The sequence below is a fragment of the Sphingomonas sp. Leaf34 genome, assembly GCF_001421805.1.
GTDB lineage: Bacteria > Pseudomonadota > Alphaproteobacteria > Sphingomonadales > Sphingomonadaceae > Sphingomonas.
In genome coordinates this window covers 578,065-603,275 of record NZ_LMLC01000005.1, presented here as the reverse complement: position 1 = coordinate 603,275, position 25,211 = coordinate 578,065, and the positions used below count along the sequence as shown (strand labels likewise).

Annotated in this window: 28 protein-coding genes and 1 riboswitch; of the genes, 11 read left to right on the top strand and 17 right to left on the bottom strand. The window is 67.2% G+C overall.

Going from position 1 to position 25,211, the window contains the following annotated elements:
- Window positions 1-302: 302 nt before the first annotated feature.
- Window positions 303-412, top strand: a riboswitch (TPP riboswitch).
- Between the two features lie 39 nt (window positions 413-451).
- Window positions 452-2,368 (top strand): phosphomethylpyrimidine synthase ThiC, encoded by a 1,917-nt coding sequence (thiC, locus tag ASF00_RS17165; RefSeq protein ID WP_055882177.1) that lies wholly within the window; start codon window positions 452-454, stop codon window positions 2,366-2,368.
- 40 nt (window positions 2,369-2,408) lie between these two features.
- Here thiC and dprA read toward each other — a convergent pair whose 3' ends face one another.
- The gene (gene dprA / locus ASF00_RS17160) at window positions 2,409-3,500 is read right to left on the bottom strand and encodes a DNA-processing protein DprA (RefSeq protein ID WP_055882174.1); all 1,092 of its coding nucleotides are present in this window, start codon (window positions 3,498-3,500) and stop codon (window positions 2,409-2,411) included.
- Window positions 3,493-4,107 (bottom strand): glycerol-3-phosphate 1-O-acyltransferase PlsY, encoded by a 615-nt coding sequence (plsY, locus tag ASF00_RS17155; protein WP_055882171.1) that lies wholly within the window; start codon window positions 4,105-4,107, stop codon window positions 3,493-3,495. The genes dprA and plsY overlap by 8 nt, the downstream gene beginning before the upstream one ends.
- A gap of 199 nt (window positions 4,108-4,306) precedes the next feature.
- Between plsY and murI the strand changes: the two genes are divergently transcribed.
- Window positions 4,307-5,095, top strand: a complete 789-nt coding sequence (gene murI / locus ASF00_RS17150) for a glutamate racemase (RefSeq protein WP_055882169.1) — start codon at window positions 4,307-4,309, stop codon at window positions 5,093-5,095.
- 136 nt (window positions 5,096-5,231) lie between these two features.
- Window positions 5,232-6,494: a 5-aminolevulinate synthase gene (gene hemA / locus ASF00_RS17145; protein WP_055882165.1), complete on the top strand. Its 1,263-nt coding sequence runs from the start codon at window positions 5,232-5,234 to the stop codon at window positions 6,492-6,494.
- A 36-nt stretch (window positions 6,495-6,530) separates the two neighbouring features.
- Here the strand turns inward: hemA and ASF00_RS17140 are convergent, their stop codons facing one another.
- From ASF00_RS17140 to ASF00_RS17120, 5 genes are read right to left on the bottom strand one after another with little or no spacing between them, the layout of a single operon-like run.
- Window positions 6,531-7,088 carry a Uma2 family endonuclease gene (locus ASF00_RS17140; protein WP_055882162.1) on the bottom strand — a complete coding sequence of 186 codons (558 nt, stop codon included), beginning with the start codon at window positions 7,086-7,088 and terminating at the stop codon, window positions 6,531-6,533.
- Between the two features lie 39 nt (window positions 7,089-7,127).
- Window positions 7,128-7,592 carry a DUF3429 domain-containing protein gene (locus tag ASF00_RS17135; RefSeq protein ID WP_055882159.1) on the bottom strand — a complete coding sequence of 155 codons (465 nt, stop codon included), beginning with the start codon at window positions 7,590-7,592 and terminating at the stop codon, window positions 7,128-7,130.
- Window positions 7,592-8,290, bottom strand: coding sequence for an anti-sigma factor (locus ASF00_RS17130; RefSeq protein ID WP_055882155.1), 699 nt, complete (start codon window positions 8,288-8,290; stop codon window positions 7,592-7,594). The genes ASF00_RS17135 and ASF00_RS17130 overlap by 1 nt, the downstream gene beginning before the upstream one ends.
- The gene (locus ASF00_RS17125; RefSeq protein WP_055882152.1) at window positions 8,283-8,852 is read right to left on the bottom strand and encodes a sigma-70 family RNA polymerase sigma factor; all 570 of its coding nucleotides are present in this window, start codon (window positions 8,850-8,852) and stop codon (window positions 8,283-8,285) included. The genes ASF00_RS17130 and ASF00_RS17125 overlap by 8 nt, the downstream gene beginning before the upstream one ends.
- A gap of 10 nt (window positions 8,853-8,862) precedes the next feature.
- Window positions 8,863-9,288: a hypothetical protein gene (locus ASF00_RS17120; protein WP_055882149.1), complete on the bottom strand. Its 426-nt coding sequence runs from the start codon at window positions 9,286-9,288 to the stop codon at window positions 8,863-8,865.
- A gap of 246 nt (window positions 9,289-9,534) precedes the next feature.
- Here ASF00_RS17120 and rpiB point away from each other — a divergent pair, with 246 nt between their 5' ends.
- The 5 genes from rpiB (at window position 9,535) to ASF00_RS17095 (ending at window position 13,293) form a co-directional block, all read left to right on the top strand.
- On the top strand, window positions 9,535-9,969 hold the full coding sequence (gene rpiB / locus ASF00_RS17115; RefSeq protein WP_055882144.1) for a ribose 5-phosphate isomerase B: 435 nt from the start codon (window positions 9,535-9,537) through the stop codon (window positions 9,967-9,969).
- Window positions 9,966-11,276: a serine hydroxymethyltransferase gene (locus ASF00_RS17110; protein ID WP_055882141.1), complete on the top strand. Its 1,311-nt coding sequence runs from the start codon at window positions 9,966-9,968 to the stop codon at window positions 11,274-11,276. The genes rpiB and ASF00_RS17110 overlap by 4 nt, the downstream gene beginning before the upstream one ends.
- A gap of 5 nt (window positions 11,277-11,281) precedes the next feature.
- Window positions 11,282-11,461 (top strand): hypothetical protein, encoded by a 180-nt coding sequence (locus tag ASF00_RS17105; RefSeq protein WP_055882487.1) that lies wholly within the window; start codon window positions 11,282-11,284, stop codon window positions 11,459-11,461.
- The gene (nrdR, locus tag ASF00_RS17100; protein WP_055882137.1) at window positions 11,462-11,941 is read left to right on the top strand and encodes a transcriptional regulator NrdR; all 480 of its coding nucleotides are present in this window, start codon (window positions 11,462-11,464) and stop codon (window positions 11,939-11,941) included.
- Between the two features lie 215 nt (window positions 11,942-12,156).
- Window positions 12,157-13,293 carry a TrmH family RNA methyltransferase gene (locus tag ASF00_RS17095; protein ID WP_082463511.1) on the top strand — a complete coding sequence of 379 codons (1,137 nt, stop codon included), beginning with the start codon at window positions 12,157-12,159 and terminating at the stop codon, window positions 13,291-13,293.
- Window positions 13,294-13,412: 119 nt separating this feature from the next.
- Here ASF00_RS17095 and ASF00_RS17090 read toward each other — a convergent pair whose 3' ends face one another.
- Window positions 13,413-13,712, bottom strand: coding sequence for a chorismate mutase (locus ASF00_RS17090; protein WP_055882133.1), 300 nt, complete (start codon window positions 13,710-13,712; stop codon window positions 13,413-13,415).
- A gap of 179 nt (window positions 13,713-13,891) precedes the next feature.
- Between ASF00_RS17090 and rpsD the strand changes: the two genes are divergently transcribed.
- From rpsD to ASF00_RS17075, 3 genes are all read left to right on the top strand, one after another.
- Window positions 13,892-14,506 carry a 30S ribosomal protein S4 gene (rpsD, locus tag ASF00_RS17085; RefSeq protein WP_055882130.1) on the top strand — a complete coding sequence of 205 codons (615 nt, stop codon included), beginning with the start codon at window positions 13,892-13,894 and terminating at the stop codon, window positions 14,504-14,506.
- Window positions 14,507-14,705: 199 nt separating this feature from the next.
- Complete coding sequence (locus ASF00_RS17080) at window positions 14,706-16,337, top strand: M28 family peptidase (protein WP_055882481.1); 1,632 nt, start codon at window positions 14,706-14,708, stop codon at window positions 16,335-16,337.
- On the top strand, window positions 16,338-17,306 hold the full coding sequence (locus ASF00_RS17075) for an agmatine deiminase family protein (RefSeq protein ID WP_055882127.1): 969 nt from the start codon (window positions 16,338-16,340) through the stop codon (window positions 17,304-17,306).
- A gap of 245 nt (window positions 17,307-17,551) precedes the next feature.
- On the opposite strand, the gene ASF00_RS17070 is transcribed toward ASF00_RS17075, so the two are convergent.
- The 9 genes from ASF00_RS17070 to ASF00_RS17035 all read right to left on the bottom strand — a co-directional run bounded on the left by ASF00_RS17070 (window position 17,552) and on the right by ASF00_RS17035 (window position 25,153).
- A complete protein-coding gene (locus tag ASF00_RS17070) occupies window positions 17,552-18,421 on the bottom strand; it encodes a class I SAM-dependent methyltransferase (RefSeq protein WP_055882124.1) in 870 nt (289 codons plus the stop codon).
- On the bottom strand, window positions 18,418-19,818 hold the full coding sequence (gene thrC, locus ASF00_RS17065) for a threonine synthase (protein ID WP_055882120.1): 1,401 nt from the start codon (window positions 19,816-19,818) through the stop codon (window positions 18,418-18,420). Before thrC ends, ASF00_RS17070 begins: the two co-directional genes overlap by 4 nt.
- Window positions 19,819-19,828: 10 nt before the next feature.
- Window positions 19,829-20,464 (bottom strand): SURF1 family cytochrome oxidase biogenesis protein, encoded by a 636-nt coding sequence (locus ASF00_RS17060; protein ID WP_327196368.1) that lies wholly within the window; start codon window positions 20,462-20,464, stop codon window positions 19,829-19,831.
- A complete protein-coding gene (locus ASF00_RS17055) occupies window positions 20,461-20,844 on the bottom strand; it encodes a DUF983 domain-containing protein (RefSeq protein ID WP_055882118.1) in 384 nt (127 codons plus the stop codon). The genes ASF00_RS17060 and ASF00_RS17055 overlap by 4 nt, the downstream gene beginning before the upstream one ends.
- 247 nt (window positions 20,845-21,091) lie before the next feature.
- Entirely contained in the window at window positions 21,092-22,018 is a 927-nt protein-coding gene (locus ASF00_RS17050; RefSeq protein WP_055882116.1) for a cytochrome c oxidase subunit 3, read from the bottom strand.
- A gap of 29 nt (window positions 22,019-22,047) precedes the next feature.
- Window positions 22,048-22,599, bottom strand: a complete 552-nt coding sequence (locus ASF00_RS17045) for a cytochrome c oxidase assembly protein (RefSeq protein ID WP_055882112.1) — start codon at window positions 22,597-22,599, stop codon at window positions 22,048-22,050.
- Window positions 22,599-22,745, bottom strand: a complete 147-nt coding sequence (locus ASF00_RS18885) for a hypothetical protein (RefSeq protein WP_200910116.1) — start codon at window positions 22,743-22,745, stop codon at window positions 22,599-22,601. Before ASF00_RS18885 ends, ASF00_RS17045 begins: the two co-directional genes overlap by 1 nt.
- Window positions 22,742-23,641: a heme o synthase gene (locus ASF00_RS17040; RefSeq protein ID WP_055882109.1), complete on the bottom strand. Its 900-nt coding sequence runs from the start codon at window positions 23,639-23,641 to the stop codon at window positions 22,742-22,744. The genes ASF00_RS18885 and ASF00_RS17040 overlap by 4 nt, the downstream gene beginning before the upstream one ends.
- Before the next feature lie 60 nt (window positions 23,642-23,701).
- On the bottom strand, window positions 23,702-25,153 hold the full coding sequence (locus ASF00_RS17035; RefSeq protein WP_055882107.1) for a hypothetical protein: 1,452 nt from the start codon (window positions 25,151-25,153) through the stop codon (window positions 23,702-23,704).
- Between the last annotated feature and the right edge of the window lie 58 nt (window positions 25,154-25,211).

Here is a 25,211-nt window from a genome sequence, read left to right as displayed (position 1 = left end):
TCGACTGCGCTCGGCACGAACGGGGAGGGGCGATTACTACTACACGACACCGAAAAGGCCGCTGCCCCGACAGGGCAGCGGCCTTTCCCTTGTCTGCACAACCGCAATCCTCCCCCGGCAGGGGGAGGTGGCGCCGAAGGCGACGGAGGGGGAGGACATGTGACCGAGGTTTTCCCTTACCTCGCCCTCCGTTTGGCATGCGCCATCCACCTCCCTCTGGCGGGGGAGGATTGCAAGAGCCAGCCCCGGTCGACCCAAGCCCCCAAATTTCCCATTGCACGCCACCTCGGGCAGCCTATGCTCGCGCCACCCCGGGGGAGCGCTAGTCCGCGCTTGAGAGGAAGGCAGGAGCCTTCGACCCGCTGAACCTGATCCGGTTGATACCGGCGGAGGGAGGGAGCGGTCGCCACAGAACCGCAAGCCTTGCTCCGAGACCTTTAGGAGCACGCGCATGGCCGTCGTTACGCAGTCCAACACTACCGACATCGGCGTCACCACCGGCCCGATCCGCGGCTCGCGCAAAATTCACGTCGCGGTCCCGTCGAGCCCCGACGTCCGCGTCGCGATGCGCGAGATCGTCCTCGACCCGAGCTGCGCCGAGCCTCCCTTGCGCGTCTACGACACCAGCGGCCCCTATACCGATCCGCGCGCGACGATCGACATCAACGCCGGCCTCCCCCAACTCCGCCGGGGCTGGATCGAGGCCCGAGGTGACGTGGAATCCTACGACGCCCGAGAAATCCGCCCCGAGGACAATGGCCAGCTCGGCCCCGACCGCTCGGGCGGGGTCCCGCAATTCCCCGGCAGCATCAAGCGGCCCCTGCGCGCGAAGCCAGGCCAGAACGTCAGCCAGATGCACTACGCGCGACGGGGGATCATCACCCCGGAAATGGAATATGTCGCCACGCGCGAGAATCTCGGCCGCACCATGCTCAAGGACTATGTTCGAGACGGCGAGAGCTTCGGCGCGAGCATCCCCGACTTCGTGACCCCCGAGTTCGTCCGCGACGAGATCGCCCGCGGCCGTGCGATCATCCCCAACAACATCAACCACCCCGAATCCGAACCGATGGCGATCGGCCGCAACTTCCTCGTCAAGATCAACGCCAACATCGGCAACTCGGCGGTCGCCAGCAACGTCGCCGCCGAAGTCGACAAACTCGTCTGGTCGATCCGCTGGGGCGCCGACACGGTGATGGACCTCAGCACCGGCCGCAACATCCACGACACGCGCGAATGGATCCTGCGCAACTCGCCCGTCCCGATCGGCACCGTGCCCATCTACCAGGCGCTCGAGAAGGTCGGCGGCGTCGCCGAGGACCTCACCTGGGAGATCTTCCGCGACACGCTCATCGAGCAGGCGGAACAAGGCGTCGATTACTTCACGATCCACGCCGGCGTCCGCCTCGCCTATATCCCGATGACCGCCAAGCGCGTCACCGGCATCGTCAGCCGCGGCGGCTCGATCATGGCGAAATGGTGCCTCAGCCACCACAAGGAGAGCTTCCTCTACGAGCGCTTCGACGAGATCACCGAGATCATGAAGGCGTACGACATCGCCTACTCCTTGGGCGACGGCCTGCGCCCCGGTTCGATCGCCGACGCCAACGACGAAGCGCAGTTCAGCGAACTCTACACACTCGGCGAACTCACCCACCGCGCGTGGAAGAGCGACGTCCAGGTCATGATCGAAGGCCCCGGCCATGTCCCGATGCACAAGATCAAGGAGAACATGGACAAGCAACTCGAAGTCTGCGGCGAAGCCCCCTTCTACACCCTAGGGCCACTGACGACGGACATCGCCCCCGGCTACGACCACATCACGAGCGGCATCGGCGCCGCGATGATCGGCTGGTACGGCACCGCGATGCTCTGCTACGTCACGCCCAAGGAGCATCTCGGCTTGCCCGACCGCGACGACGTGAAAGTCGGCGTCGTGACCTACAAGCTAGCCGCCCACGCCGCCGACCTGGCAAAGGGCCACCCCGCCGCCCAGATGCGCGACGACGCGCTGAGCCGCGCCCGCTTCGAATTCCGCTGGCGCGACCAGTTCAACCTCTCGCTGGACCCCGATACGGCGGAATCCTACCACGACCAGACGCTCCCCGCAGAAGGCGCCAAGACCGCGCATTTCTGCTCGATGTGCGGGCCCAAATTCTGCTCGATGAAGATCACGCAGGAGGTCCGCGACTTTGCCGCCACGCAGAATGCACCCGCGGACACGTTCCTCGCGGCGGACATCGATGCGGCCGATGTCGGCCGGGCAATCTTCGCGACCGGCACCCACGCCGACGCCGAGAGGGGGATGGCCGACATGAGCGAGAAGTTCCGGGCGAAAGGAAGCGAGATCTATCTGCCGGCGGAGTGATCACCGACCTTGTTGGCCTCCCACGCGAGGGGGAGGATCGTTAAATCAGGCTGGCGCGGCCGCCGGCGTGGCGTTCGAGGCGGCCGCCCAGTTCCAACTCGAGCAACACCGTGTGGACGACCGCCGGGCCGAGGCGCGACTGGCGGATGAGTTCGTCGATCGCGACGGGGACCGGGCCCAGCAGGTCTACGATCCGGCGACGATCGGTGTCGGTGGCGTCTGCGGCCGGATCGGCGGCATAGGCGTCGATCGGCGAGCGGACCGCGCGCGGATCGAACGGGCGGATCTGTTCGAGGATGTCGGCCGCCGATTGCACCAGCGTTGCGCCCTCGCGGATCAGCAAATTGCAGCCCTGCGCGCGCGGATCGAGCGGGCTGCCGGGGACGGCCATTACGTCGCGACCCGATTCGTTGGCGAGGCGTGCGGTGATCAGCGAGCCCGACTTGGGGATGGCCTCGACCACGACCGTGCCGATCGCGAGCCCGGCGATAATGCGGTTGCGCGAGGGAAAGTTGCGCGCCTTGGGCTCGGTGCCGGGCGGCTGTTCGGCGAGCAGCAGGCCGTCGGTGGCGATGCGCTCCTGCAGCGCGGTGTTGTCGGGCGGGTAGGCGATGTCGATCCCGCTGGCGATGACGCCGATCGTGGCGCCGCGCGACCCCGCGCCGAGCGCGCCGATATGCGCGGCGGTGTCGATGCCGCGCGCGAGGCCGGAGACGATCGTCGTACCCTCCTCGGCGAGCTGCAGCGCGAGCTGGCGCGCGAAGCGGCAGGCGGCGGCCGACGCATTGCGTGCGCCGACCATCGCGATGCAGGGGCGGGCCGCGTGCGCGATGTCGCCCCGCAGGATCAGCGCTGGGGGCGCGGACTCGATCTCCGCGAGCAGCCGCGGATAGTCCGGGTCGTCGAGGAAGAGATAGCGCGCGCCGAGCTTTGCGGTGGCGGCGATCTCGCGTTCCGCCAGGGCCGCGTCGGCAACGCGCGGGCTGCGGCCGCCGCCGCGCGCGGCGAGCATCGGGAGCGCGTCGATCGCGGCGTCCGCGCTGCCGAAGCGGGCGATGAGCTGGCGATAGGTGACCGGTCCGATCCCGGTCGTGCGGATAAGCCGAAGTCGTGAGACGATCGGGTCAGTCACTCTTTTTCCGGCTGGAGCCGATGCGCGGTTCGGTCCCCGAGAACAGCCGTTCGACGTTTTCGCGGTGTTTCCACAACACGATGAGCGCGAGCGCGAGTAGCAGCAGGACGAGGTCGAACCGGCCGAACAGCGCGGCGGCGAACGGCGCACTCAGCGCGGCGGCGATGCCCGCGACCGAGGAGATGCGCAGCGCCGCGAGCAATCCCAGCCAGACGACCGCATAGACCAGCCCGAGCGGCCAGTGGAGCGCGACGACGATCCCCATCAGCGTGGCGACGCCCTTGCCGCCCTTGAACCCGAGCCAGATCGGGTAGCAATGGCCGATGAACGCTCCGGCGGCTGCCAGGGGTGTGTTGCCGGGGAACAGGTGCGCGACCAGCAGCACGGCGACCGCGCCCTTGGCCATGTCGAGCAGCAGCGTGGCGGCGGCGAGGCCTTTGCGCCCGGTGCGCAGGACGTTGGTGGCGCCGATGTTGCCCGAGCCGATCGTCCGCAGATCGCCCGCACCGCCCGCCCGCGTCAGGATGACGCCGAACGGGATCGAGCCGAGCAGATAGCTCAGCACGAGCGATAGCGTGGGCGCGACCCAGAGAATTTCCGTCTGCAACTATGTCCCCCGTTCCGGACGGCTTATAAACGACGCGGCGCGGACGGCAAATGGCGCGGTGATCGACGGCGTGCTCAAGAATGAGCGGTCGTCGACCGATCTCGATCCTCCCCCTGGCGGGGGAGGATCGTCAGGCTCTGGCGCGCATCGGGGTAATCCGGCCTAGTTTGCGCGAACTGATCCGTTCTAAGGACCGGGAATGGACCAACGCCCCATCCTTTTCTTCGATTCCGGCGTCGGCGGGCTCTCGATCGTCGGCCCGGCTCGCGCGGCGCTCCCCGACGCACCGTTCGTCTATGCCGCCGACTCGGCCGGGTTTCCCTACGGCACCAAAAGCGAGGCGGAGATCGCGGCGCGCGTGCCCGTACTGCTGGGGCGCTTGGCGGAGCGGTACCGGCCGCGGTTGATCGTGATCGCGTGCAACACCGCGTCGACGATCGCGCTGGCCGTGGTGCGCGCGGCGCTCGACCTGCCGGTGGTGGGGACGGTGCCGGCGATCAAGCCCGCCGCCGCGCTGTCGGTCACGCGGACGATCGGCGTGCTGGGGACCGAGGCGACGGTGCGGCAGGCCTATGTCGACGATCTCGCGGCGAGGTTCGCCCGCGATTGCACGGTGGTACGCTACGGGTCGGCGGCGTTGGTCGAGATGGCGGAGGCCAAGCTGCACGGGCGGGCGGTGGCGCCGGAGCGCTATGTCGCGGTGCTCGATGGTTTGTTCTCGCAGACCGGCGGGGCGGCGATCGATGTCATCGTCAACGCGTGTACGCATTTCCCGCTGGTCGAAGCCGAGCTTGCGGCGGCGGCGCCCGGCGTCCGGTTCGTCGACGGCGGTCCCGGGATCGCGCGGCGGATCGTTCACCTGATGCAGGACGAAACGTGGTCGGGCGCGGGCGAGGGCATCGCTGTCTTCACGCGGTTGGGCGACGAGGAGCGCAGGCTCGGACCGGCGCTGACGGCGCGGGGATTTGGCAGGATCGAGCAGCTTTAGGCGTCGGCCTGGGACAATGTGGCACCTTGCTTCGCGGGCGCATCGTGGCAATGTGCGTCCAGGATGAGGAAAGCGATCACCGTAAGAGCGGTATTGCGCTGGAACTGAGTGAAAGTGAGGCGTAGTGCCCAAGCCTATGAGTATCGACGGCAAAACGGCGACGGACGGCATCAGCGGTCCACGAGTCGATTATTCGCGCGTGTTTACGCAGGCGATCGACCGATTGCATGCCGAGGGGCGCTACCGCGTGTTCATCGACATCCTCCGCAACAAGGGCGCGTTCCCCAACGCGCGCTGCTTCGCGGGGCATAACGGACCGAAGCCGATCACCGTGTGGTGCTCGAACGACTATCTCGCGATGGGCCAACACCCGAAGGTGATCGCGGCGATGGAAGAGGCGCTGCACGACGTCGGCGCGGGCTCGGGCGGCACGCGCAACATCGGCGGCAATACGCACTACCATGTCGATCTGGAGGGCGAGCTCGCCGACCTGCACGGCAAGGAAGCCGCGTTGCTGTTCACCAGCGGCTATGTCTCGAACGAGGCGACGCTGGCGACGCTCGCCAAGGTGCTGCCGGGCTGCATCATCTTTTCGGACGAGCTGAACCACGCATCGATGATCGCCGGGATCCGCAATTCGGGCTGCGAGAAGCGCGTGTTCCGCCACAACGATCTCGCGCATCTCGAAGAGCTGCTTGCCGCAGAAGACCCGGCGGTGCCGAAACTGATCGCGTTCGAGAGCGTGTATTCGATGGAGGGGGATATCGCGCCGATCGCCGCGGTGTGCGATCTCGCCGACCGCTACAACGCGCTGACCTATTGCGATGAAGTCCATGCGGTCGGGATGTACGGCGCGCGGGGCGGCGGCATTTCGGAGCGGGACGACGTCGCGCACCGGATCACGATCCTCGAGGGGACGCTCGGCAAGGCGTTCGGCGTGATGGGGGGCTATATTGCCGCCGATCGCACGATCGTCGATGTGATTCGCAGCTATGCGCCGGGGTTCATCTTCACGACGTCGCTGTCGCCGGTGCTGGTCGCGGGCGTGCTTGCCAGCGTGCGGCATCTGAAGGCGTCGAGCGTGGAGCGCGACGGCCAGCAGGCCGCGGCGGCGATGCTCAAGGCGATGCTGAAAGACGCCGGGCTGCCGGTGATGATCGGCGACACGCATATCGTGCCCTTGATGGTCGGCGATCCGGTCAAGGCGAAGAAGATCAGTGACGTGCTGCTCGCCGAATACGGCGTGTACGTGCAGCCGATCAACTATCCGACCGTGCCGCGTGGGACCGAGCGACTGCGGTTCACGCCGGGGCCTGCGCATACCGAGGCGATGATGCGCGAACTGACCGATGCGCTGGTCGAGATTTGGAGCCGGCTGGATCTGCGTAAGGCGGCGTGACCGGCCCGCGTCGGTCTGGCGCGTCGAGCTCCCGCCTCAGTCTATCGTGATCGTGCCGTCGGTTCCGGGAACGGCGAACGGCTCGCCGAAGCCAAACGAGCGGAACCGCGTGTAGTCGCCCTCGACCGGTGCGGCGTAGACATGGACGACGGCGCGGGTGCCGTCGACGACCCAGTAATGCGGAATGTCGCCACTGGCATAGGCGAAGCGCTTGAACGTAGTATCGCGGGCAGCCGACGTTTCGGGCACTTCGATCACGAGCAGGACATCCGCGGCGACCAGCAGGCGATTTTTGGCGACCGGTTCGCGTAGGACGGCGACATCGCAACCCACTACCGTATCGTTACCGAGATCGACGCCGACTTCGCCCATGATCCGCGATTCGGCGAATAGACGCGACAAGCGGATCGCGATCTTGGCCTGGCGCGCGGCATGTGCGGACATCGGCGGATTCATCCGTACGAGTTCCCCCTCGACCAGTTCGACCTTCATATCGTCGAACGCGCCGGACTCACCCATGCGCAGGAACTCGGCCGTCGTGAAACGAGCCGGGATCTGCTGATCGGCGCGGAGAATAACGGCGGATTTATTCATGGCCGCTTCGTATCACGAAACCGGTGCCCTCGCGAATCGTCAGAACGCCGCAGCGAGCATCGTGAGCACGCCCAACCCGAGTGACAGCGGCACACGCAACGCCATCCAGCCGGGCGGGGCGATACCGTCGCGGACCAGCGCGCGGTCGACGCACAGCGCGGCTATCAGGCTGAGGCCGAGCAAGACCAGCGAGGGGCCGGGCCAGCGCAGGCCGACCATCCAGGGCCAGGCGGTGATGAGCGCGATCAGCGAGGGCGCGACGCTGGCGAACCAGAGCCAGCGCGGGGGTGAGTCGGTGCGCGCGGCGAGGCCCCACCACAGGCCGCCGAGGAAACTCAGGATGATCGCGGCATAGGCATAGGCGATCGCCAGCGCGGCGTAGCGGCTTTGTGGATCACCGCTCAGCAACAGCGCAACCGCCCCGAGTTGCGGGAGCAGGCCGCTCAGGCCGAGCAGCCGCGCGATAGGCGGAATGCCGCCGCCGGCGGCAGGTCGCACGGGCATCAGACGCGTGCGACCACACCGGTCGCGACGACCGGACCGGACGGCAGCCCGGTCGGCGAGCCGCCGAGCGGTTCGACCGAGATTGCGAGCGTCGCGCCGGGCGCTATGCGGCCGCGGTCGACGACGTTCGGCGCCAGCGCGGTCGGACGGCCCGACAACAGACCGAGCGAATGCGGCACACCGTCGCCGCCGATGACCCACAGCTCCGCGACGCGCGCGTCCGGAACGCCGGGGCCGGCGGCGACGCGGAGCGCGCCGTTCGAGGGATCATAGACCGCGGCGACGGGCGACTTCGCATCGCCGAGCATCGCGACGAGCACGCTGGTCGCGCGCGCTACCGGGGTCGGTTGCGAGACGGGCACGGTCGGCTCGGGGCGGACCATGACGAACAGCAGCAGCGACGCGGCGATCGCACTGGTGATGGCGGCCAGCGCGGGCCACGGAAAACGGCGGGGCGTGGTGGCCGTCGGACCGTCGAGGCTGGCCTCGATCCGCGTGGCGAGACGCGGCGGCGCCGCGTGCTCCGGCCAGAGATCGAACAACGCGGCGAAGCGCGACCGCCACCATTCGACCTGGGCCGCGAAACCTGGCTCGGCGAGCACGCGGCGGAGTGCCGCGCCGCGCTCCTCGCCGTCGAGCAGGCCGAGCGCGAGTTCGGCGGCGGCGACGTCTTCCGGGATAGCGTCGGGATCAGCCATCGAGGCAATCCTTCAGTCGGGCGAGGCCGCGGCGGACCCAGCTCTTCATCGTGCCCAGCGGCACGGCGCGCTTGATCGCGAGTTCGGCATAAGTGATGCCGTCGAAGAACGCGGTGCGGATGGCGTCGCGTTGCTGTGGTTCGAGCCCGTTCAGGCATTCGATCAGTTCGCGCGACGATTCGCTTGCCAGCATCCCCGCCTCGGCGCCTTCGCCGGGATCGGCGATGTCGGGCGCATCGTCGAGCGGGCTCGTGCGGCGGACGCCCTGCGCGCGCTGCCAGTCGATGGCGCGGTTGCGCGCGATCGTCGCCAACCAGGTTATCGGGCTCGCGCGCCCGGGTTCCCAGGCCCCGGCGCGTTTCCAGATCGTGAGATAGACCTCGTGCAGCACATCCTCCGCGGCTTGGGCGTTGCCGCAGATACGGTGGGTGATGCCGAAAAGCTTCGCGCTGGTCAGCGAATAGAGTTCGCGAAACGCGTCGCGATCCTCCTGGCCGGTACGCAACAGCACCTCGGAGAGGTGCGCGCGGGCGGCATCTGCGTCTGGATAAGCTCTGGTCACGAAGGGGAGCCTAGCGGCTGAGCCCGTCGCGGCAATAGCCTTCGCCGGGTTTGACGGTGAGGCAGTCGGTTTTGCCGAACAGATATTTGAGTCCGGTCGCGTCGCCGTTGGTGGGGCGCAGGGTTTCGCGGATGCCGCCGCGATCGAACGTGATCGTGTCGCCGCTCGCTATGCCGTCGAACGTGCCTTTGTTGTCGAGGTCCCATTGCATCGCAAGCGTGTAGCGGCCGGGGGTGGTCGTGCGGGTGATGTCGAGAACCATGCCTTCGACGCCGATCCAGCGGCCGGTATAGTCGGGCGCGGGTTTCGGCTTTGGCGGGACCAGTTTGCGCTCGACGGATCCGACAGACGTCATGGTGCCGTCGCTGCTGGTGTCGGGCGCGGGGCCGGAGCAGGCGGTCAGCGCGACGGCGGCAAGCAGGGCGAGGGGTTTCATGGCGCGTCTCCTTAAGGACGATCGGCACTTGGCGCCGATTTCTGTTCCCGCCGTCATCCTGACGAACGTCAGGACCCAGAGCCAATCAGTGTCGTGCCCTGTAACCCTGGGTCCTGACTTTCGTCAGGATGACCGCGTTGGTTGGGATGCGCCCGTCTATCACGCCCCCGCGAACAGGTGTGGCAAATTCCGCCCTGGGTGGGTATGGGGCTGGGCACCCGATCCCCCGTCACAGGATTACGCCAGGTGCGCATCGCCATCGCGTCCGATCACGCCGCCGTTTCGTTGAAAGCGGTGCTTGCCGCGTGGCTGCGCGAGGCAGGGCATGACGTGCTCGATCTCGGCCCCGAAGGCACCGCGAGCGTCGATTATCCCGATTACGGGTTCAAGCTCGCGTCGGCGATCGCCGATGGCAGCGCCGAGCGCGGCATCGCGCTGTGCGGGTCGGGCATCGGCATTTCGATCGCCGCCAACCGCAATCCCGCCTGCCGTTGCGCGCTCGTCTCCGAGCCGCTGTCGGCGAGTCTTGCGCGCATCCACAACGACGCCAACGCCATCGCGATGGGCGCTCGCCTGATCGGCGAGGAAACGGCCAAGGCCTGCGTCGAAGCCTTCCTGACCGCCGATTTCGCCGGCGGCCGTCATCAACACCGTGTCGACAAGCTAAAGGTCCCCGCATGAGCACCCAGCCCACTACGCTCCATGACGTCCAGCCGGACGGCTTCTTCACCCGCGGCCTCGCCGATGCCGATGCCGCCGTCTTTGCCGGCGTCGAGGCAGAGCTCGAGCGCGAGCAGACGCAGATCGAGCTGATCGCGTCCGAGAACATTGTCTCGAAGGCGGTGCTCGAGACGCAGGGGTCGGTGTTCACGAACAAATATGCCGAGGGCTATCCGGGCAAGCGCTACTACCAGGGCTGCGCGCCGTCGGACACGGTCGAGACGCTCGCGATCGATCGCGCCAAGCAGATCTTCGGCTGCGGGTTCGTCAACGTCCAGCCGCATTCGGGGGCGCAGGCGAATGGCGCGGTGATGCTCGCGCTGGTCAAGCCCGGCGACACGATCCTCGGCATGAGCCTCGATGCCGGCGGTCACCTGACGCACGGCGCGAAGCCCGCGCAGTCGGGCAAGTGGTTCAACGCGATCCAGTACGGCGTCGATGCGACCACGCACCTGATCGACTATGACGCGGTCGAGGCGCTGGCGGTCGAGCATCAGCCGAAGCTGATCATCGCGGGCGGTTCGGCCTATCCGCGCGTCATCGACTTTGCGCGCTTCCGGGCGATCGCGGACAAGGTCGGTGCGTATTTCATGGTCGACATGGCGCATTTCGCCGGGATCGTCGCAGCCGGGCTGCACCCGACGCCGTTCGGCCACGCGCATGTCGTGACCACCACCACGCACAAGACGCTGCGCGGGCCGCGCGGCGGCATGATCATGACGAATGACGAGGCCATCGCGAAGAAGATCAACTCGGCGGTGTTCCCGGGTCTCCAGGGCGGGCCGCTGATGCATGTGATCGCGGCGAAGGCGGTCGCGTTCGGCGAGGCGCTCCAGCCCGACTTCAAGAGCTACATTGAGGCCGTCGTCGAGAACGCCAAGGTGCTCGCGGCGACACTCAAGGAGCGCGGTTCGGACGTCGTTTCGGGCGGCACCGACACGCATCTGGCGCTGATCGACCTCACCCCGCTGGGCATCACCGGGCGCGATGCGGACGAGGCGCTCGAGCGTGCGGGGATCACCTGCAACAAGAACGGCATCCCCAACGACCCGTTGCCGCCGATGAAGACCAGCGGCATCCGCGTCGGCAGCCCTGCCGGCACCACGCGCGGCTTCGGTCCGGCCGAATTCCGCGAGATCGGCAACATGGTCGCCGACGTGCTGGACGGGCTCGCCAAAAAGGGCGAGCATGGGGACCCGGAGGTCGAAGCGGACGTTCGGACGCGTGTTCGCACCCTGTGCGCGCGCTTCCCGATCTATCAAGGATGATGAGCATGTCGAAGATCGACGAAATCCAGAACGACATCAAGGCGACCCCCGGCCTCGGCAAGAGCATGGCCAAGTGGAGCGCGCTCGGCGCGGTCGTGGCGATCCCGGTGCCGGTGATCGGGCCGATCTTCGGTGCGCTCGCAGGCGCGGGCTACGCTTACTACAAGGGCAAGAAGAAGGTCTGAATGCGCTGCCCCTTTTGCGGACATGACGACAGCCAGGTAAAGGACAGCCGCCCCACCGAAGACGGGGCGGCGATCCGGCGCCGGCGGCAATGCGAGGGCTGCGCCGCGCGTTTCACGACGTTCGAGCGCATCCAGCTGCGCGAGCTGTTCGTATTGAAGAGCGCAGGTTCCGAAGGTGGGGTGCGCAGGGAGCCGTTCGATCGCGAAAAGCTGCTGCGGTCGCTGTCGATCGCGACCCGGAAGCGGGCGATTGAGGCGGGGCGGATCGACAAGCTCGTGAGCGGGATCCAGCGGCGGCTGGAGACGCTCGGCGAGAACGACGTGACGTCGAAGCGGATCGGCGAAATGGTGATGGACGGGCTCAAGGGGCTCGATTCGGTCGCGTATATTCGGTTTGCGAGTGTCTATCGGGACTTCAGCGAGGCAAAGGACTTCGAGGCGTTTGCCGGGAGTGTCGAGGAGGTCGGGCGGGCGGAGTGATCCGGGCTTGTCCGTCGATACGCGCTCTCGACTTCGCTCGATCGCTACTCGGGACGAACGGGTTGGAAAGAGTGGGTGGGCGTGAGGCCCGGCGCTCATCGACCCAGCCGCGCGGTCACTCCACGCTACGTCATCGGGCTCGTCACCCCACTTCCGTTCGTCCCGAGTAGACGTCGAGCTTGTCGAGACGGCGTATCGAGGGATAAGCCCCGCGAATGACATTCTGGGCCTATGTGGTGCGCTGCGCCGACGACAGTTATTACACCGGACACACTGACGGTCTGGAGCGCCGGATCGGTCAGCACAACCTTGGCGAGATTCCTGGGTACACGCAGACACGACGCCCGGTCGAGCTGATGTGGAGCCAGGAATTTCCATCGCGACAGGAGGCACTCGCGGCCGAGTTCCAGGTCAAGGGGTGGTCGCGGCGCAAGAAGGAAGCGCTCGCGCGTCAGGATTGGGCGGATCCGCACGATGCGGCCATTCTCCCGAGGGAACGGGCCCTTCGACTTCGCTCAGGGCGAACGGAGGGAGGGAAGGGTGTCGCACCACCAACCGCCATTGATGCCTCACTCCCTCCCCCCGTTCGTGCTGAGCGAAGTCGAAGCACCTTGGCGGACGCCGCCCCACCCCCCGTGATCGTCCTCGTCCGCCCCCAGCTCGGCGAAAACATCGGTAAGGCCGCACGCGCGATGCTCAATTTCGGGCTCACCGAGATGCGTCTCGTCTCGCCGCGCGACGGCTGGCCCAACCCTTCCGCCGGCCCGGCCGCAAGCGGTGCGGATATCGTGCTCCAGAACGCGCAGGTCTATGACAGTGTCGCCGCCGCCACCGCCGACTGCGCGCAGGTCTTCGCCACCACCGTGCGCAAGCGCGGCGTGACCAAGCCCGTCGTCACCCCGGAGCAGGCCTCGACCGAGATCCACGCCGCGCCCGGCCGCTCCGCCATCCTGTTCGGACCCGAGCGTTCCGGCCTCGAAACCGACGACGTCGCGGTCGCGCGGACGATCATCACGGTGCCGATCAACCCTGAATTCGGCTCGCTCAATCTCGCCCAGGCGGTGATCCTCGTCGCCTATGAATGGTCGAAGGGGCTGACCGCCGAGCGCGAGCTCAGCCAGCCGTCGATCAATCCGATCCTGCCGCCTGCACCGCAGGAGGAGCTCGACGGGATGATCGGGCAGCTCGATGCGATGCTGGTGGGATCAGGGTTTTTCCATCTCCCCGAAAAGATGCAGTCGACGCGGCGGACTTTGCGCACGCTGCTGACCAAGCCGGGCTGGTCGAGCCAGGAGGTTCGCACGTTCCGCGGGGTGCTGTCGTCGCTGGCGGGGAAGAAGCCGCGGGCTTGATCTTCGATGAGCACCCCCTCTTCCGTTCGCCCTGAGCGAAATCGAAGGGTGTGCCCCAAGTGAGGGTGCTTCGACTTCGCTCGGCACGAACGGGGTGGGGGGAGACGTCCGTGGAAGACTCAGCGCCGGTCGAACGCCGCCAGTTCATACGCGATCGACGCTTCGACCAACCCCTCCCAAAGATCCGCGATCACCGCGTCCGGCACCCCCAGCCGCGCCGCCTCCGCCCGCGCATTCTCGATCACCTGAGTCTTGCGTGCCTCGTCGCGCACATGCCCGCGCTCGGGCTTGATGCGCGCGGCGGCGTCCATATAGGCGAAGCGGCGCGCCAGCAGCGCGACGAGCTCGCGGTCGAGCGCGTCGACGCCCGCGCGGACTTCGGTCATGGTGGTGCAGTCGGGGCCGGATAGGATGGTCATGCGCGCCTCTTGCCGAGCGGCCCGCAGCCTGTCCAGCTTGACTCTGGCCCGCCCTCCGTCTAGGCGCCCGCCTTCGCAATGGCCCTGCACCCCGGTGAAGCGGTGGCCCTGCCTTGTCTAACGACGACCAGCAGAGCGATACCGGGACCAACGTTGTTTGCATTTGCAAAGGTTTTATCATGTCGAAGCGTCAAAGCGCGAAGTACAAACTCGATCGCCGTATGGGCGAGAACATCTGGGGTCGCCCCAAGTCGCCGGTCAACAAGCGCGAATACGGCCCGGGCCAGCACGGCCAGCGCCGCAAGGGCAAGGTCAGCGATTTCGGTATCCAGCTGCGCGCCAAGCAGAAGCTCAAGGGCTATTATGGCGACGTGACCGAGAAGCAGTTCCGCGCGTGCTACCACGAGGCATCGCGCATGAAGGGCGATACCTCGCAGAACCTGATCGGCCTGCTCGAGCAGCGTCTCGACATGATCGTCTACCGCGCCAAGTTCGCGCCGACGATCTTCGCGGCGCGCCAGATCGTTTCGCATGGCCACATCCGCGTCAACGGCGTGAAGTGCAACATCGCCTCGCGTCGCTGCTTCGTCGGCGACGAGATCACGCTGGGTTCGAAGGCGCAGGAAATGGCGCTGGTGATGGAAGCCCAGAGCCTCGCCGAGCGCGAAATCCCCGATTACGTCGCCCCCGATGGCGCGGCCAAGATCACCTTCACGCGCGTGCCCACGCTCGACGAAGTGCCTTACCCGGTGAAGATGGAGCCTAACCTCGTCGTCGAGTTCTATTCGCGCTAAGCGAAGAGAACGAGCAGAGGTTCGGCTCGGCCGGCGTCGCTCAGGCGACGTCCGACGTCATGGCTTTGCCATGACGCTCATCCGAGAGACAGAAAAGGGCGGTCCCATTGGGGCCGCCCTTTTTCGTTGCCCCGTTTCGTTGCGTGGACAGGCGCGCGTACCGCTGCCAGAACCCCCGCAACTCATTGGGGAAATGACCATGCGCGCTGCCATCCTGTCTCTGTTGCTGCTCGGGACCGCCGCGTCCGCACAGACCACCCCCCCGATCTCCGTCGAGACGCTGAAGACCGTCACGCAGGTGCTGTCGTCGGATGCGTATGAGGGTCGCGCGCCGACGACGCCCGCGGAGGCCAAGACGGTCGCCTATATCGTCGAGCAAATGAAGGCGGCGGGCCTTAAACCCGGCAACAAGGGCGCATGGACGCAGGACGTGCCAATGGTGCAGATTACCGCGGGCAACGTGCAGCCCTATGTCTTCTCCGGCGGCAGGACGCCCGTCAGCCTGAATTTCCGCACCGACATGGTCGCGGGCACCTACCGCGTCGTGCCGAAGGTGTCGGTCGCGAACAGCGACGTCGTGTTCGTCGGCTACGGGATCACCGCCCCCGAAAAGGGCTGGGACGATTATGCCGGCACCGACGTGAAGGGGAAGACCGTCGTCATCCTCATCAACGACGCCGACTGGCAGACGATGTCGCGAGAGGGGCCGTTCGAGGGCCGCGCGATGACATGGTACGGGCGCTGGCCGTACAAGTTCGAGAACGCCGCCAAGCACGGCGCGGCGGCGGCGATCATCGTCCATGATACCGAGCCCGCGGCCTATCCCTGGGCGGTGGTGCAGTCGTCCTGGACCGGGCCGCAGCTCGAGCTGGACGAAAAGGGCGATCATCTCGACCAGTCGCAGATCGTCGGCTGGATGCAGAAGGCTTCCGCCGAGCGCGTGTTCGCGAGCGCGGGCAAGGACTATGCGACGCTGGCGGCGGCGGCGAAGGTCAAGGGGTTCAAGGCGGTCCCGCTCGGGCTGAAGTTTGGCGGCGGGTTCACCAACACGATCCGGCGGCAGGCGTCGAAGAACGTGATCGGCGTGCTGCCGGGTACGACCGCACCGAACGATTACGTGCTGTATTCAGCGCATTGGGATCATCTCGGCCGCTGCGACGCGGTCGAGGGCGACGACATCTGCAACGGTGCTGCGGACAATGCGACGGGTATCGCCGGGCTGGTCGCGCTCGCCGAGGCGCAGGTGAAGGCGGGGCCGGCCAAGCGCTCGATCGCGTTCCTCGCGGTGACGGCGGAGGAATCGGGGCTGCTCGGCTCGCGCTATTATGCCGAGCATCCGGTCTACCCGCTGGCGCACACGGTGGGCGGCGTGAACATGGACGTCCTGAACGTCGATGGTCGCGCGAAGGATTTCGTGCTGGCCGGCGCGGGCAAGTCGGAGATCGAGGATCTGGTGAAGCCGTTCGTCGCCGCCGAGGGCCGCGTGATCGGGGTCGAGGCGAACCCGGAACGCGGCGGCTATTACCGGTCGGATCATTTCAGCTTTGCCAAGCTGGGCGTGCCGATGCTCGACGGCGGCAGCGGCGAGGATCTGGTCGTCGGCGGGACCGCGGCGGGGCATGCCGCGCGCGAGGATTATGTCGCGCATCGCTATCACAAGCCCGCGGACGAATATGACGCCAAATGGGACTGGTCGGGCGCGGTCGAGGATCTGAGCATCTATTACGGTCTCGGGCGCAAGCTCGCGGATGATACCAGTCTGTGGCCGAACTGGTATAAGAGCGCCGAATTCCGCGGCATTCGTGACCGCGATCGCGCAGGAGCCAAGTAAGTGACCACGACGACTACCCCGGCCGAATGGGCGCATCACAAGGCCGTCTGGATCGGTTTTCCGAGCCATGCCGACCTGTGGCTGGACGATCTGGAGCCCGCGCGCGACGAGGTCGTCGCGTTTGCCAAGGCGGTGCACGCCGAGGGCCGAGGCGAGACGGTGATCCTGGTCGCGGCGGATGTCGGGTCGGCGACCACTGCCAAGCGGCTCGCGCCATTCGCGCAGGTGGTGATGGAGCCGTTTGGCGACATCTGGCTGCGTGACACCGCACCAATCATCGTCGCCGACGGTAGCGCACGCGATTTTCAGTTCAATGGCTGGGGCGGGAAATACGACCTGCCGGGTGACGATACGATCGGGCAGCGGCTCGCGGCGAGCCGGCACAAGCGGGTCGAGACATGTGCGTGGGTCCTCGAAGGCGGCGCGATAGACGGCGACGGCACCGGGACGGTCGTGACGACCCAGCAGTGCCTGCTCAACCGCAACCGCAATCCGTCGTTGACCAAGGAAGAGATCGAGGCGCGGCTGGCGTCGGATCTCGGCTACACGCGCGTCGTCTGGCTGGGGGACGGGTTGGTCAACGATCATACCGACGGGCATGTCGACAACCTCGCGCGGTTTGTCGGCGAGGGACGTGTGGCAGTCCCGAAGGCGACCGACAACGACCCGAACTGGCAGGTCTACCAGAACGCCGCGCGCGATGCTGCGGCAGCCGGGCTGGACGTCGTGACGATCCCGTCGCCGGGCCGCGTGCTACGCGACGAGGAGGTCGTGCCGGCGAGCTACATGAACTTCTACATCGGCAATGCCGCGGTGGTGGTGCCGTTGTACGGGGCTGAGAACGATGCGGCTGCGGTGCTGGCGATCCAGGCGCTGTTCCCGGACCGCGAGGTCGTCGGGCAGCGCGCGGATCATATCCTGACGGGCGGCGGCAGTTTCCATTGCATCTCGCAGCAGATCCCCGGCTGACGTCTTGTCTTGTTCCCCCGCGAAGGCGGGGGCCCAGGGTTGCAAGCGGTGTCGTTCCTGGCGCCCGGACCCCCGCCTTCGCGGGGGAACGGCGGGCCAGCGTGGATCTCTATCGTTCCACAAACCACCACCCCGGCGAAGGCCGGGGCCCAATTGGGGGACGTAGCAAACGGAGGACCGCCCTTCGTCACGCCGACCTCTCCAATTGGGCCCCGGCCTTCGCCGGGGTGGCCGCTAGAGCGGCCTCAGCGGCTCCAGCGGGCCCAGATCGCGGTGGGCAGAGTCAGCCCGCGCGCTTCCTCGCGAACGCCCAACTCACCGACTTCAACCTTGCCCGGCAGGTCCGCGAACACCTGGTTGAGCAATTCGCCGATCGCCAGCGCGGACATCCGCACCGCGTACACCGTCAGGAACAGGAACCGCGAATTCTCGTCGAGCAGCTTGCGACAGTCGGCGATCAGCTTGGGCAGGTCTTCCTCGAGACGCCACACCTCGCCCTCAGGCCCGCGCCCGTATTTCGGCGGATCGAGCAGGATCCCGTCATACCGCCGCCCCCGCCGAACCTCGCGCGCGACGAACTTCGCCGCGTCGTCGGTCATCCAGCGGATCGGCGCGTCGGCCATGCCCGAGAGCTTGGCGTTGGCCTTGGCCGCCTCGACCGACTTCTTCGACGCGTCGACATGGACCATGCGAACGCCCTTGGTCGCCATCGCCAGCGTGCCGACGCCGGTATAGCCGAACAGGTTCATGCATTCGGGCGAGTCGAGTCCGGCCACGCGCTCGCGCATCCAGCTCCACACCGGCGCCATGTCCGGGAAGAAGCCGAGATGGCGAAACGGGGTGGTCTGCGCGGTGTAGGACACCTCGTTCCACTTGAGCGTCCAGCCCTCGCGGGGGACGGGTTCGGCAAATTCCCAGCGGCCGCCGCCATCCTCGTCGGAGCCGGGGACGAATTCCCCCTGCGCCGTCCAGTCGGTCGAGGCGGGCGCCCACATCGCCTGCGGTTCGGGGCGGATGAAGCGGAAGCGGCCATAGCGTTCGAGCTTCTTGCCGTTCCCTGAATCGATCAGGCCGTAATCCGCCCAGGGTTCGCCGATGAGCGTTTCGAGCTTCATGCCGACGGCCTCGCGCGCTCGGTGATGTACGCGGTGATCGCCTCGAACGTGGCGGGGAGCGTCGCGTAGCGTTCCTCGCGGTCGAACAGGTCGCCGACGCGCGCGGGAAGCGAGGGACGGACGCCGGTGGCGCGCTCGACGGCGTCGCCGAACTTGGCGGGGTGCGCCGTCGCGAGCGTCACGACGGGGACGCCCGCGGGTACGTCGAGGCGCAGCGCCGCGGCGAGGCCGATCGCGGTGTGCGGGTCGATCACCTGCCCGGCATGTTCGTGCGCCCAGCGCATGGCGAGCGTCATGTCGTCGAGGTCGACACGGTCGCTCTGGAAGAGCGCCGCGGCGCCCTGCGACTGCGCGTTGGTGAGGCGCATCGCACCCGACGATTCGAACCCCGCCATCTGCGTCGCCAACGCCGCGCCGTCGCGGCCGCCGAGATCGAACAATAGCCGTTCGAAGTTGGAGCTGACCTGGATATCCATCGACGGGGTCGGGGTCTGCTGGACGTCGCCCTTCGAATAATCGCCGGTGCTCAGCGCGCGGTGGAGGATGTCGTTGACGTTGGTCGCAACGACCAGCTTGGCGACGGGGAGGCCCATCTGCGCCGCGACATAGCCTGCGAACACGTCACCGAAATTGCCGGTCGGCACTGCGAACGCGACCGCGCGATCGGGCGCGCCGAGGCGGACCGCGGCGTAGAAGAAATACACCACCTGCGCCATCAGCCGGGCCCAGTTGATCGAGTTCACCGCAGACAGCGCGAACTTGGTCGAGAAGGCGCGGTCGTTGAACATCGCCTTCACCAGTGCCTGCGCGTCGTCGAAGCTGCCTTCGATGGCGATGTTGTAGACGTTGGGGCTGAGCACCGTAGTCATCTGGCGGCGCTGCACGTCGGAGATCCGCCCGACCGGGTGAAGCATGAAGATGTCGATGCCCGCGCGCCCCGCGACCGCGTCGATCGCGGCCGAGCCGGTGTCGCCGCTGGTCGCGCCGATGATCGTCAGCCGCTTGTCCGTGCCCGCGAGGAAGCGTTCGAAGAACAACCCGAGCAGCTGGAGCGCGAAGTCCTTGAACGCGAGCGTCGGGCCGTGGAACAGCTCGAGCAGCCACTGGTCGTGGTCGAGCTGGACCAGCGGGACGACTGCGGCGTGCGAGAAGCGGCCATAGGCCTGCTCACAAAGTGCTTTCAGTTCCTCGCGCGTCATCGCGTCGCCGACAAACGGCGCCATCACCGCGACTGCGGTGTCGACATAGGAGAGGCCGGCGAGCGCCGCGATCTCGTCGCGGGTCATCGTTGGCCAGGCCTCGGGGAGGTACAGGCCGCCGTCGGAGGCGAGGCCGGCGAGCGTCGCGGCTTCGAAATCGAGGACGGGGGCGGAACCGCGGGTGCTGATGTAACGCATGGCCAGCCGGTTAGCGGGACGAGGCTTTCGACACAAGGTTGCGCCGCTTGGCTATCGCAAGGACATAAATGATCGCGGCAATGGCGGCGAAGAAGAACCACTGGCCGGCATAAGCGAGGTGGTTGTTCGGGACGGAGGCGATGTCCGGTCCGCCGTTGGCGCTGAGTCCAGCTTGCGGGGTGTCGGCGACCAGCATCAGGCGCTGCGGCGTATGATCGAACAGCGATCCGATCAGCGAGCGGCCGTCGGGCGCGTGGCTGATGAACCCCGAGACTTCGCCGCCCGCCCAGGCGATCTTCGCCATCGGATCGCGCGTGGTGCCGAGCTGGACGATCATGCCGGGCCCCTCAGCGCCGGTCCGGCACTGCGCGATCGCGCGGAAGCCGGATTTGCCCGCGCCGGCGAGCGTGATGGCGGTCGGCTGGAGGCAGAGACCTGAGGCGCGGCGGAACAGGAGCGTCTCGTCGGGCAGGCGCGGGAACGCCATCGCCGGCTTGGCGGGGTTGGCGGCGAGCTGCGCGAGGAACGCCTCCTTTTTCGGGAGGCGGTCGAGGAGTTGCCACAGGCCGAGGCCGATCATGGCCGCGATCGCGAGCGTGACGAGGATGGTCGGGATGACGGGAATGCGCGGCGAGGGACGGGTCACGGTTCGATTTTGCCCTCGCGCGCGGCGTTGCGATATTCGGCGGACATCAGCGCGCCCTTGGCGGCGCGCAGCGACAGGACGACGCCACCCGCGGTGAACGGAATCCAGATCAGCATGTGCAGCCAGAGCGGGGGGTGGACCTTGAGTTCCAGCGTGATCGCGAGCGCGACGACGAGCGCGCCGAGGATCAGCGTCAGGAAGGCGGCGGGGCCGTCGCCGACGTTGAACTTGGCGAAGTCGAGGCCGCAATTGGTGCAGCGGTCGGCGAAATTGGACCATTTCGCGAACAGCGTCGGCTTGCCGCAACGCGGGCACAGGCCCTTTAGCGCGACCTGCGCGATCGTGGGGGCGGTGGCGAGCGGGTAGGGTTCTTCTGTCATGGCGTCATCGCCTCCTGACGGCTGTGCATCCCCGCGAAGGCGGGGATCCAGACTGGGCTCCCGCCTTCGCGGGAGAACAGGAGGCGGGTGGCGGGCCGCGCTGCCCCATTCCTACCCGCCACCCCGGCGAAGGCCGGGGCCCAATTGGGAGACATCCCCGATTGAGGACGGCGCTTTGTTACTGCGGCCGTCCCACTTGGGCCCCGGCCTGCGCCGGGGTGGGTATTGCGGATGGTCCCGTAAAAGCTCAACCGCCGTGGACGGGGGCGCCCCAGCCGCCCCAGACATAGACGGTGACGAACAGGAACAGCCACACGACGTCGACGAAATGCCAGTACCAGGCCGCCGCCTCGAAGCCAAAATGCTGGCGGGGCGTGAAATCGCCGCGATAGGCGCGGACGAGGCAGACGATCAGGAAGATCGTGCCAATGACGACGTGGAACCCGTGAAAGCCGGTCGCCATGAAGAACGCCGCGCCATAGTTGATCCCCTTGAACGGGAAGGGCGCGTGGACATACTCATACGCCTGGATGCCACTGAACAGCACGCCGAGGATCACGGTGAGCCACAGCCCCTTGAGAACGCCATCGCGGTTGCCGACGCCGATCATCCCCCAAAGCCCGGTCTTGTCGCCGCCGCGCTGGTTGTGGATCAGCGCGTGGTGCGCCCAGGTCACCGTGGTGCCGGACGTCAGCAGGATCAGCGTGTTGAGCAGCGGCAGTTCGAACGGGTTGATGACCGTCAGGCCCTTTGGCGGCCACTGCGCGATCATCGCCGCGCCGCCTTCGACCGCGCGCGTGACGCTGCCATCGGCATAGGTCATCGCGGTGGGGAACAGCGAGAAGTCGAAGAACGCCCAGAACCAGCCGACGAAGAACATCACCTCGGAGGCGATGAACAGGATCATGCCGTAGCGGAAATGCAGCTGGACGACGGGGGTGTGATCGCCCGCATGCGCTTCCTTGATGACCTGCGCCCACCAGCTGTAGAAGGTGAACAGCAGCCCCGCGAGGCCGATGAAGAAGATCCAGCCGCCGCCATTGGGCTTGTCGATATGGCCACCGTGCATCCACATGACGCCGCCGACCGCCATGATCAGCGCGGACATCGATCCGACCAGCGGCCAGACACTGGGTGGCAGGATGTGATACTCGTGGTTTTTCGCGCCGGCCATGGAACTCCCCTATTCTCTTTGCGCCCGTCCTAGCTTGCGTTTTTCGCGGAATCCACCGGGTAAAACGTGTAGCTGAGCGTGATCGTCTGGATGTCTGCCGCGTCCGGGTCCGTCAGGATCTTCGGATCGACGAAGAAGATCACCGGCATCCGCGCGGTCTCGCCGGGCTTGAGCGTTTGCTGCGTGAAGCAGAAACACTGGATCTTGGTGAAATACTTGCCGGCCTGCGCCGGCTGGACGTTGAACGTCGCGGTGCCGGTGAGCGGCTTGGTCGAGGTGTTCGTCGCCGTGAAGAACGCCATGTCGCGCGCGCCGATCGCGATCGTGTCCGAGCGATTCTCGGGCGCGAACTTCCACGGCAGCTTGGGGCTGACATTGGTGTCGAAATCGACCCGAATCTGGTGATCGACCGCGCCCGGCGCCGTCAGCCCGCGCTGCGTCGTGCCGTTGAGGCCGGTGACCGAGCAGAACAGGCGGTAGAGCGGCACGCTGGCCCAGGCGAGCCCGGTCATGAAACAGATGAAGAGCACCGCAAGCGCCGCGGTGCGGTTGGTGCGCGACATGGCCTTCCAGCCGGCCATCAGTGCGGCATGCCCGCGCGGATCTTGGCGATCGAGATCGCGAAGACGAGGATGACGAAGGCGCCGAGCAGCAGCGCCATCACGCGCGCGCGACCGCGCTGGCGGCTGCGGATCAGGTCGGCCTGATGGGGGTCTGAGGGCGTCATGCGAACCACCGGTCGACGACCAGCGCGCCGAACATCACGAACAGATACAGGATCGAGTATTTGAACAAGGCCTTCTCCGGTTTCATCGCATCGTCGGCATGCGTGGTGCGTTTGGCGACGCGGATGGCGAGCAGCGCGAACCAGCCGGTGAGCAGGACCGCCGCGATGCCGTAGATCGCGCCGGTCAGCCCGAGCGGCCAGGGCAGGATCGCGACCGCGGCCATCGGGATCGTGTAGAGCCCGATCTGCGTCCGCGTGGTGCGCTCACCCGACACGACCGGGAGCATCGGCACGCCCGCGGCGGCGTAATCGCTCTTCATGAACAGCGCGAGGGCCCAGAAATGCGGCGGCGTCCACAGGAACACGAACAGGAACAGCAGCACCGGCAGCAGCGCGATGTCGCCGGTCGCCGCCGCCCAGCCGATCAGCGGCGGGAACGCGCCCGCGGCACCGCCGATGACGATGTTCTGCGGCGTGCGGCGCTTGAGCCAGACGGTGTAGACCAGCACGTAGAACAGGATCGAGACGGTCAGGATCGCGGCGGCCACCGCGTTGACCGCGAACCCCATGAACAGCACCGAGAACGCGCCGAGCCCGACGCCGAAATGCAACGCCGCCTGGCGGTCCATCCGGCCATCGGGCAGCGGCCGCTTTGCCGTGCGTCGCATGACCGCGTCGATATCCGATTCGTACCACTGGTTGAGCGCCCCCGCGGCGCCCGCACCGAGCGCGATGCAGAGTATCGCGGTGAAGCCGATCACCGGATGCACGCCGACGGGCGCGGCGAGCATCCCGCACAATCCGGTGAAGACGACGAGCGTCATCACGCGTGGCTTGGTCAGCGCAAGGAAATCGCGCCAATGCGCCGGTGGGAGAAGGGGAGTGGCAGGAGTCATGGTTCGGCTACGCTATACGCGTTTGCGACGTGGTGCGCAAAGCTTCAGCATGTCCGGCGGTTAGCCCCGCGGACGCGCGCGGTGGATCACCGCGACGTCGTCGGCATAGATACGCTGCCACGCGGGATCGTGGTCGAGCATGCGGACCAGGCGCGAGCGTGGCGGCAGGATCGTCCAGCCGAATTGCCAGCGTGCGTTCGCGGCGCGCCAGCGGGCGGTGTCGCCGCCGGCGGTCGCGAAATAGTCGAGCGTGAACGGGTCGCCGTACATGTCGGAACGGCCGTCGATATAGGGGCGGATGCCGGCAAAGATCAGCGACCCGCCAAAGCCGTATTCGTTGAAGACGCGCTGACTGCGCAGCGACGGCGGCAGATGGCGGAGTGCGGTCGCGGGAGTGCCGGCGCTGTTCCCGCGTACTACGGGCAAGGCGATGCGGTAGCCGGCGAGGCCGATCGCGAGCAGCAGAATGAGGATGCCGATCGATCGACTCTCGCGGCGGGGCGTTTCAGAAGGCGCAGTCTTCGCGGACCAGGCTTTGCCGAGCGGTTCTGCCAGGACCAGGATGCCGACGACCACGAGGACGATCTCCTGACGGGTATGCTGGAGAGCGAGGTGCAGGACGCCGAGCATCAGGAGCAGGCGGATCGGCGGGATGCGTACCGGTCGCAGGAGCAGGGCCGCGAGCGTGACGAGCAGGATCGCCTCGAACCCGGAGAAGGTCGCGAAGTCGGCGGGTTGCCACTCGTTGAGATGCGCGAGCAGTTTGAGGCGGTCGACGTAGAATGGGAAGACGATACCGTCGATGCCGGCCGGCGTCGCGGTGGCGGCGACCGCGCAAACCACGCCGAATACGCCCCAGCCGAGCACGACGCGGCGACGGTCGGACGGGGCGGCGGCGATCAGTGCTTCGAGCGCGAACACGCCGACGAGCGCGAGGCCGAACACGAAGCTGCCATGCGCGTTCGCCCAGACCAGCATCACCAGCGCGACACCGAGCGGTGGCGCTCTGCCGCGCTCGCGGCAGTGCAGCAGGACGATCAGCCAGGCGGCGAGGATCGGCAGCGCGAGGATGTGCGGTCGGGCGAGCAGCGACGGGAGTAGGCCGGTGACGAGCATCAGCAGCGCGACGATGCTGGCGCGCGGGCTGAGCCAGCGGCGGATCTCGTACGCGACGATCGCGAACAGCGTGGCCATCACAGTGCCGATCAGGATGATCAGGCCACTCCAGCCGGCGGCGCGATAGCTCGCGTACATCGCCAGTTCGGAGAGCCATTCGTGCGCGACCCAGAGGCGGCCGAGGGCAGTGAACGAGAACGGGTCGGCGGTCGGGACGCGCGCGTGCGCGACGATCCACGCGCCGGTCGCGAGGTGCCAGCCGGTGTCGCCGTCGCGAAGGGCCGTCGGCACGATGATCGTGAATGCAAACGCGGCGAACGCGGCAAGGAGCGCGAAGGTGGCGCGCGGGATGCCAGGCGGTGCGTGGGGACGGACTGGGGGTGGCGCGCTCGGCATGAAGGCGGATTAGCGCGATTGTCCTTTGGAATGGTGAATGAAGGATAGTGTCAGAAAC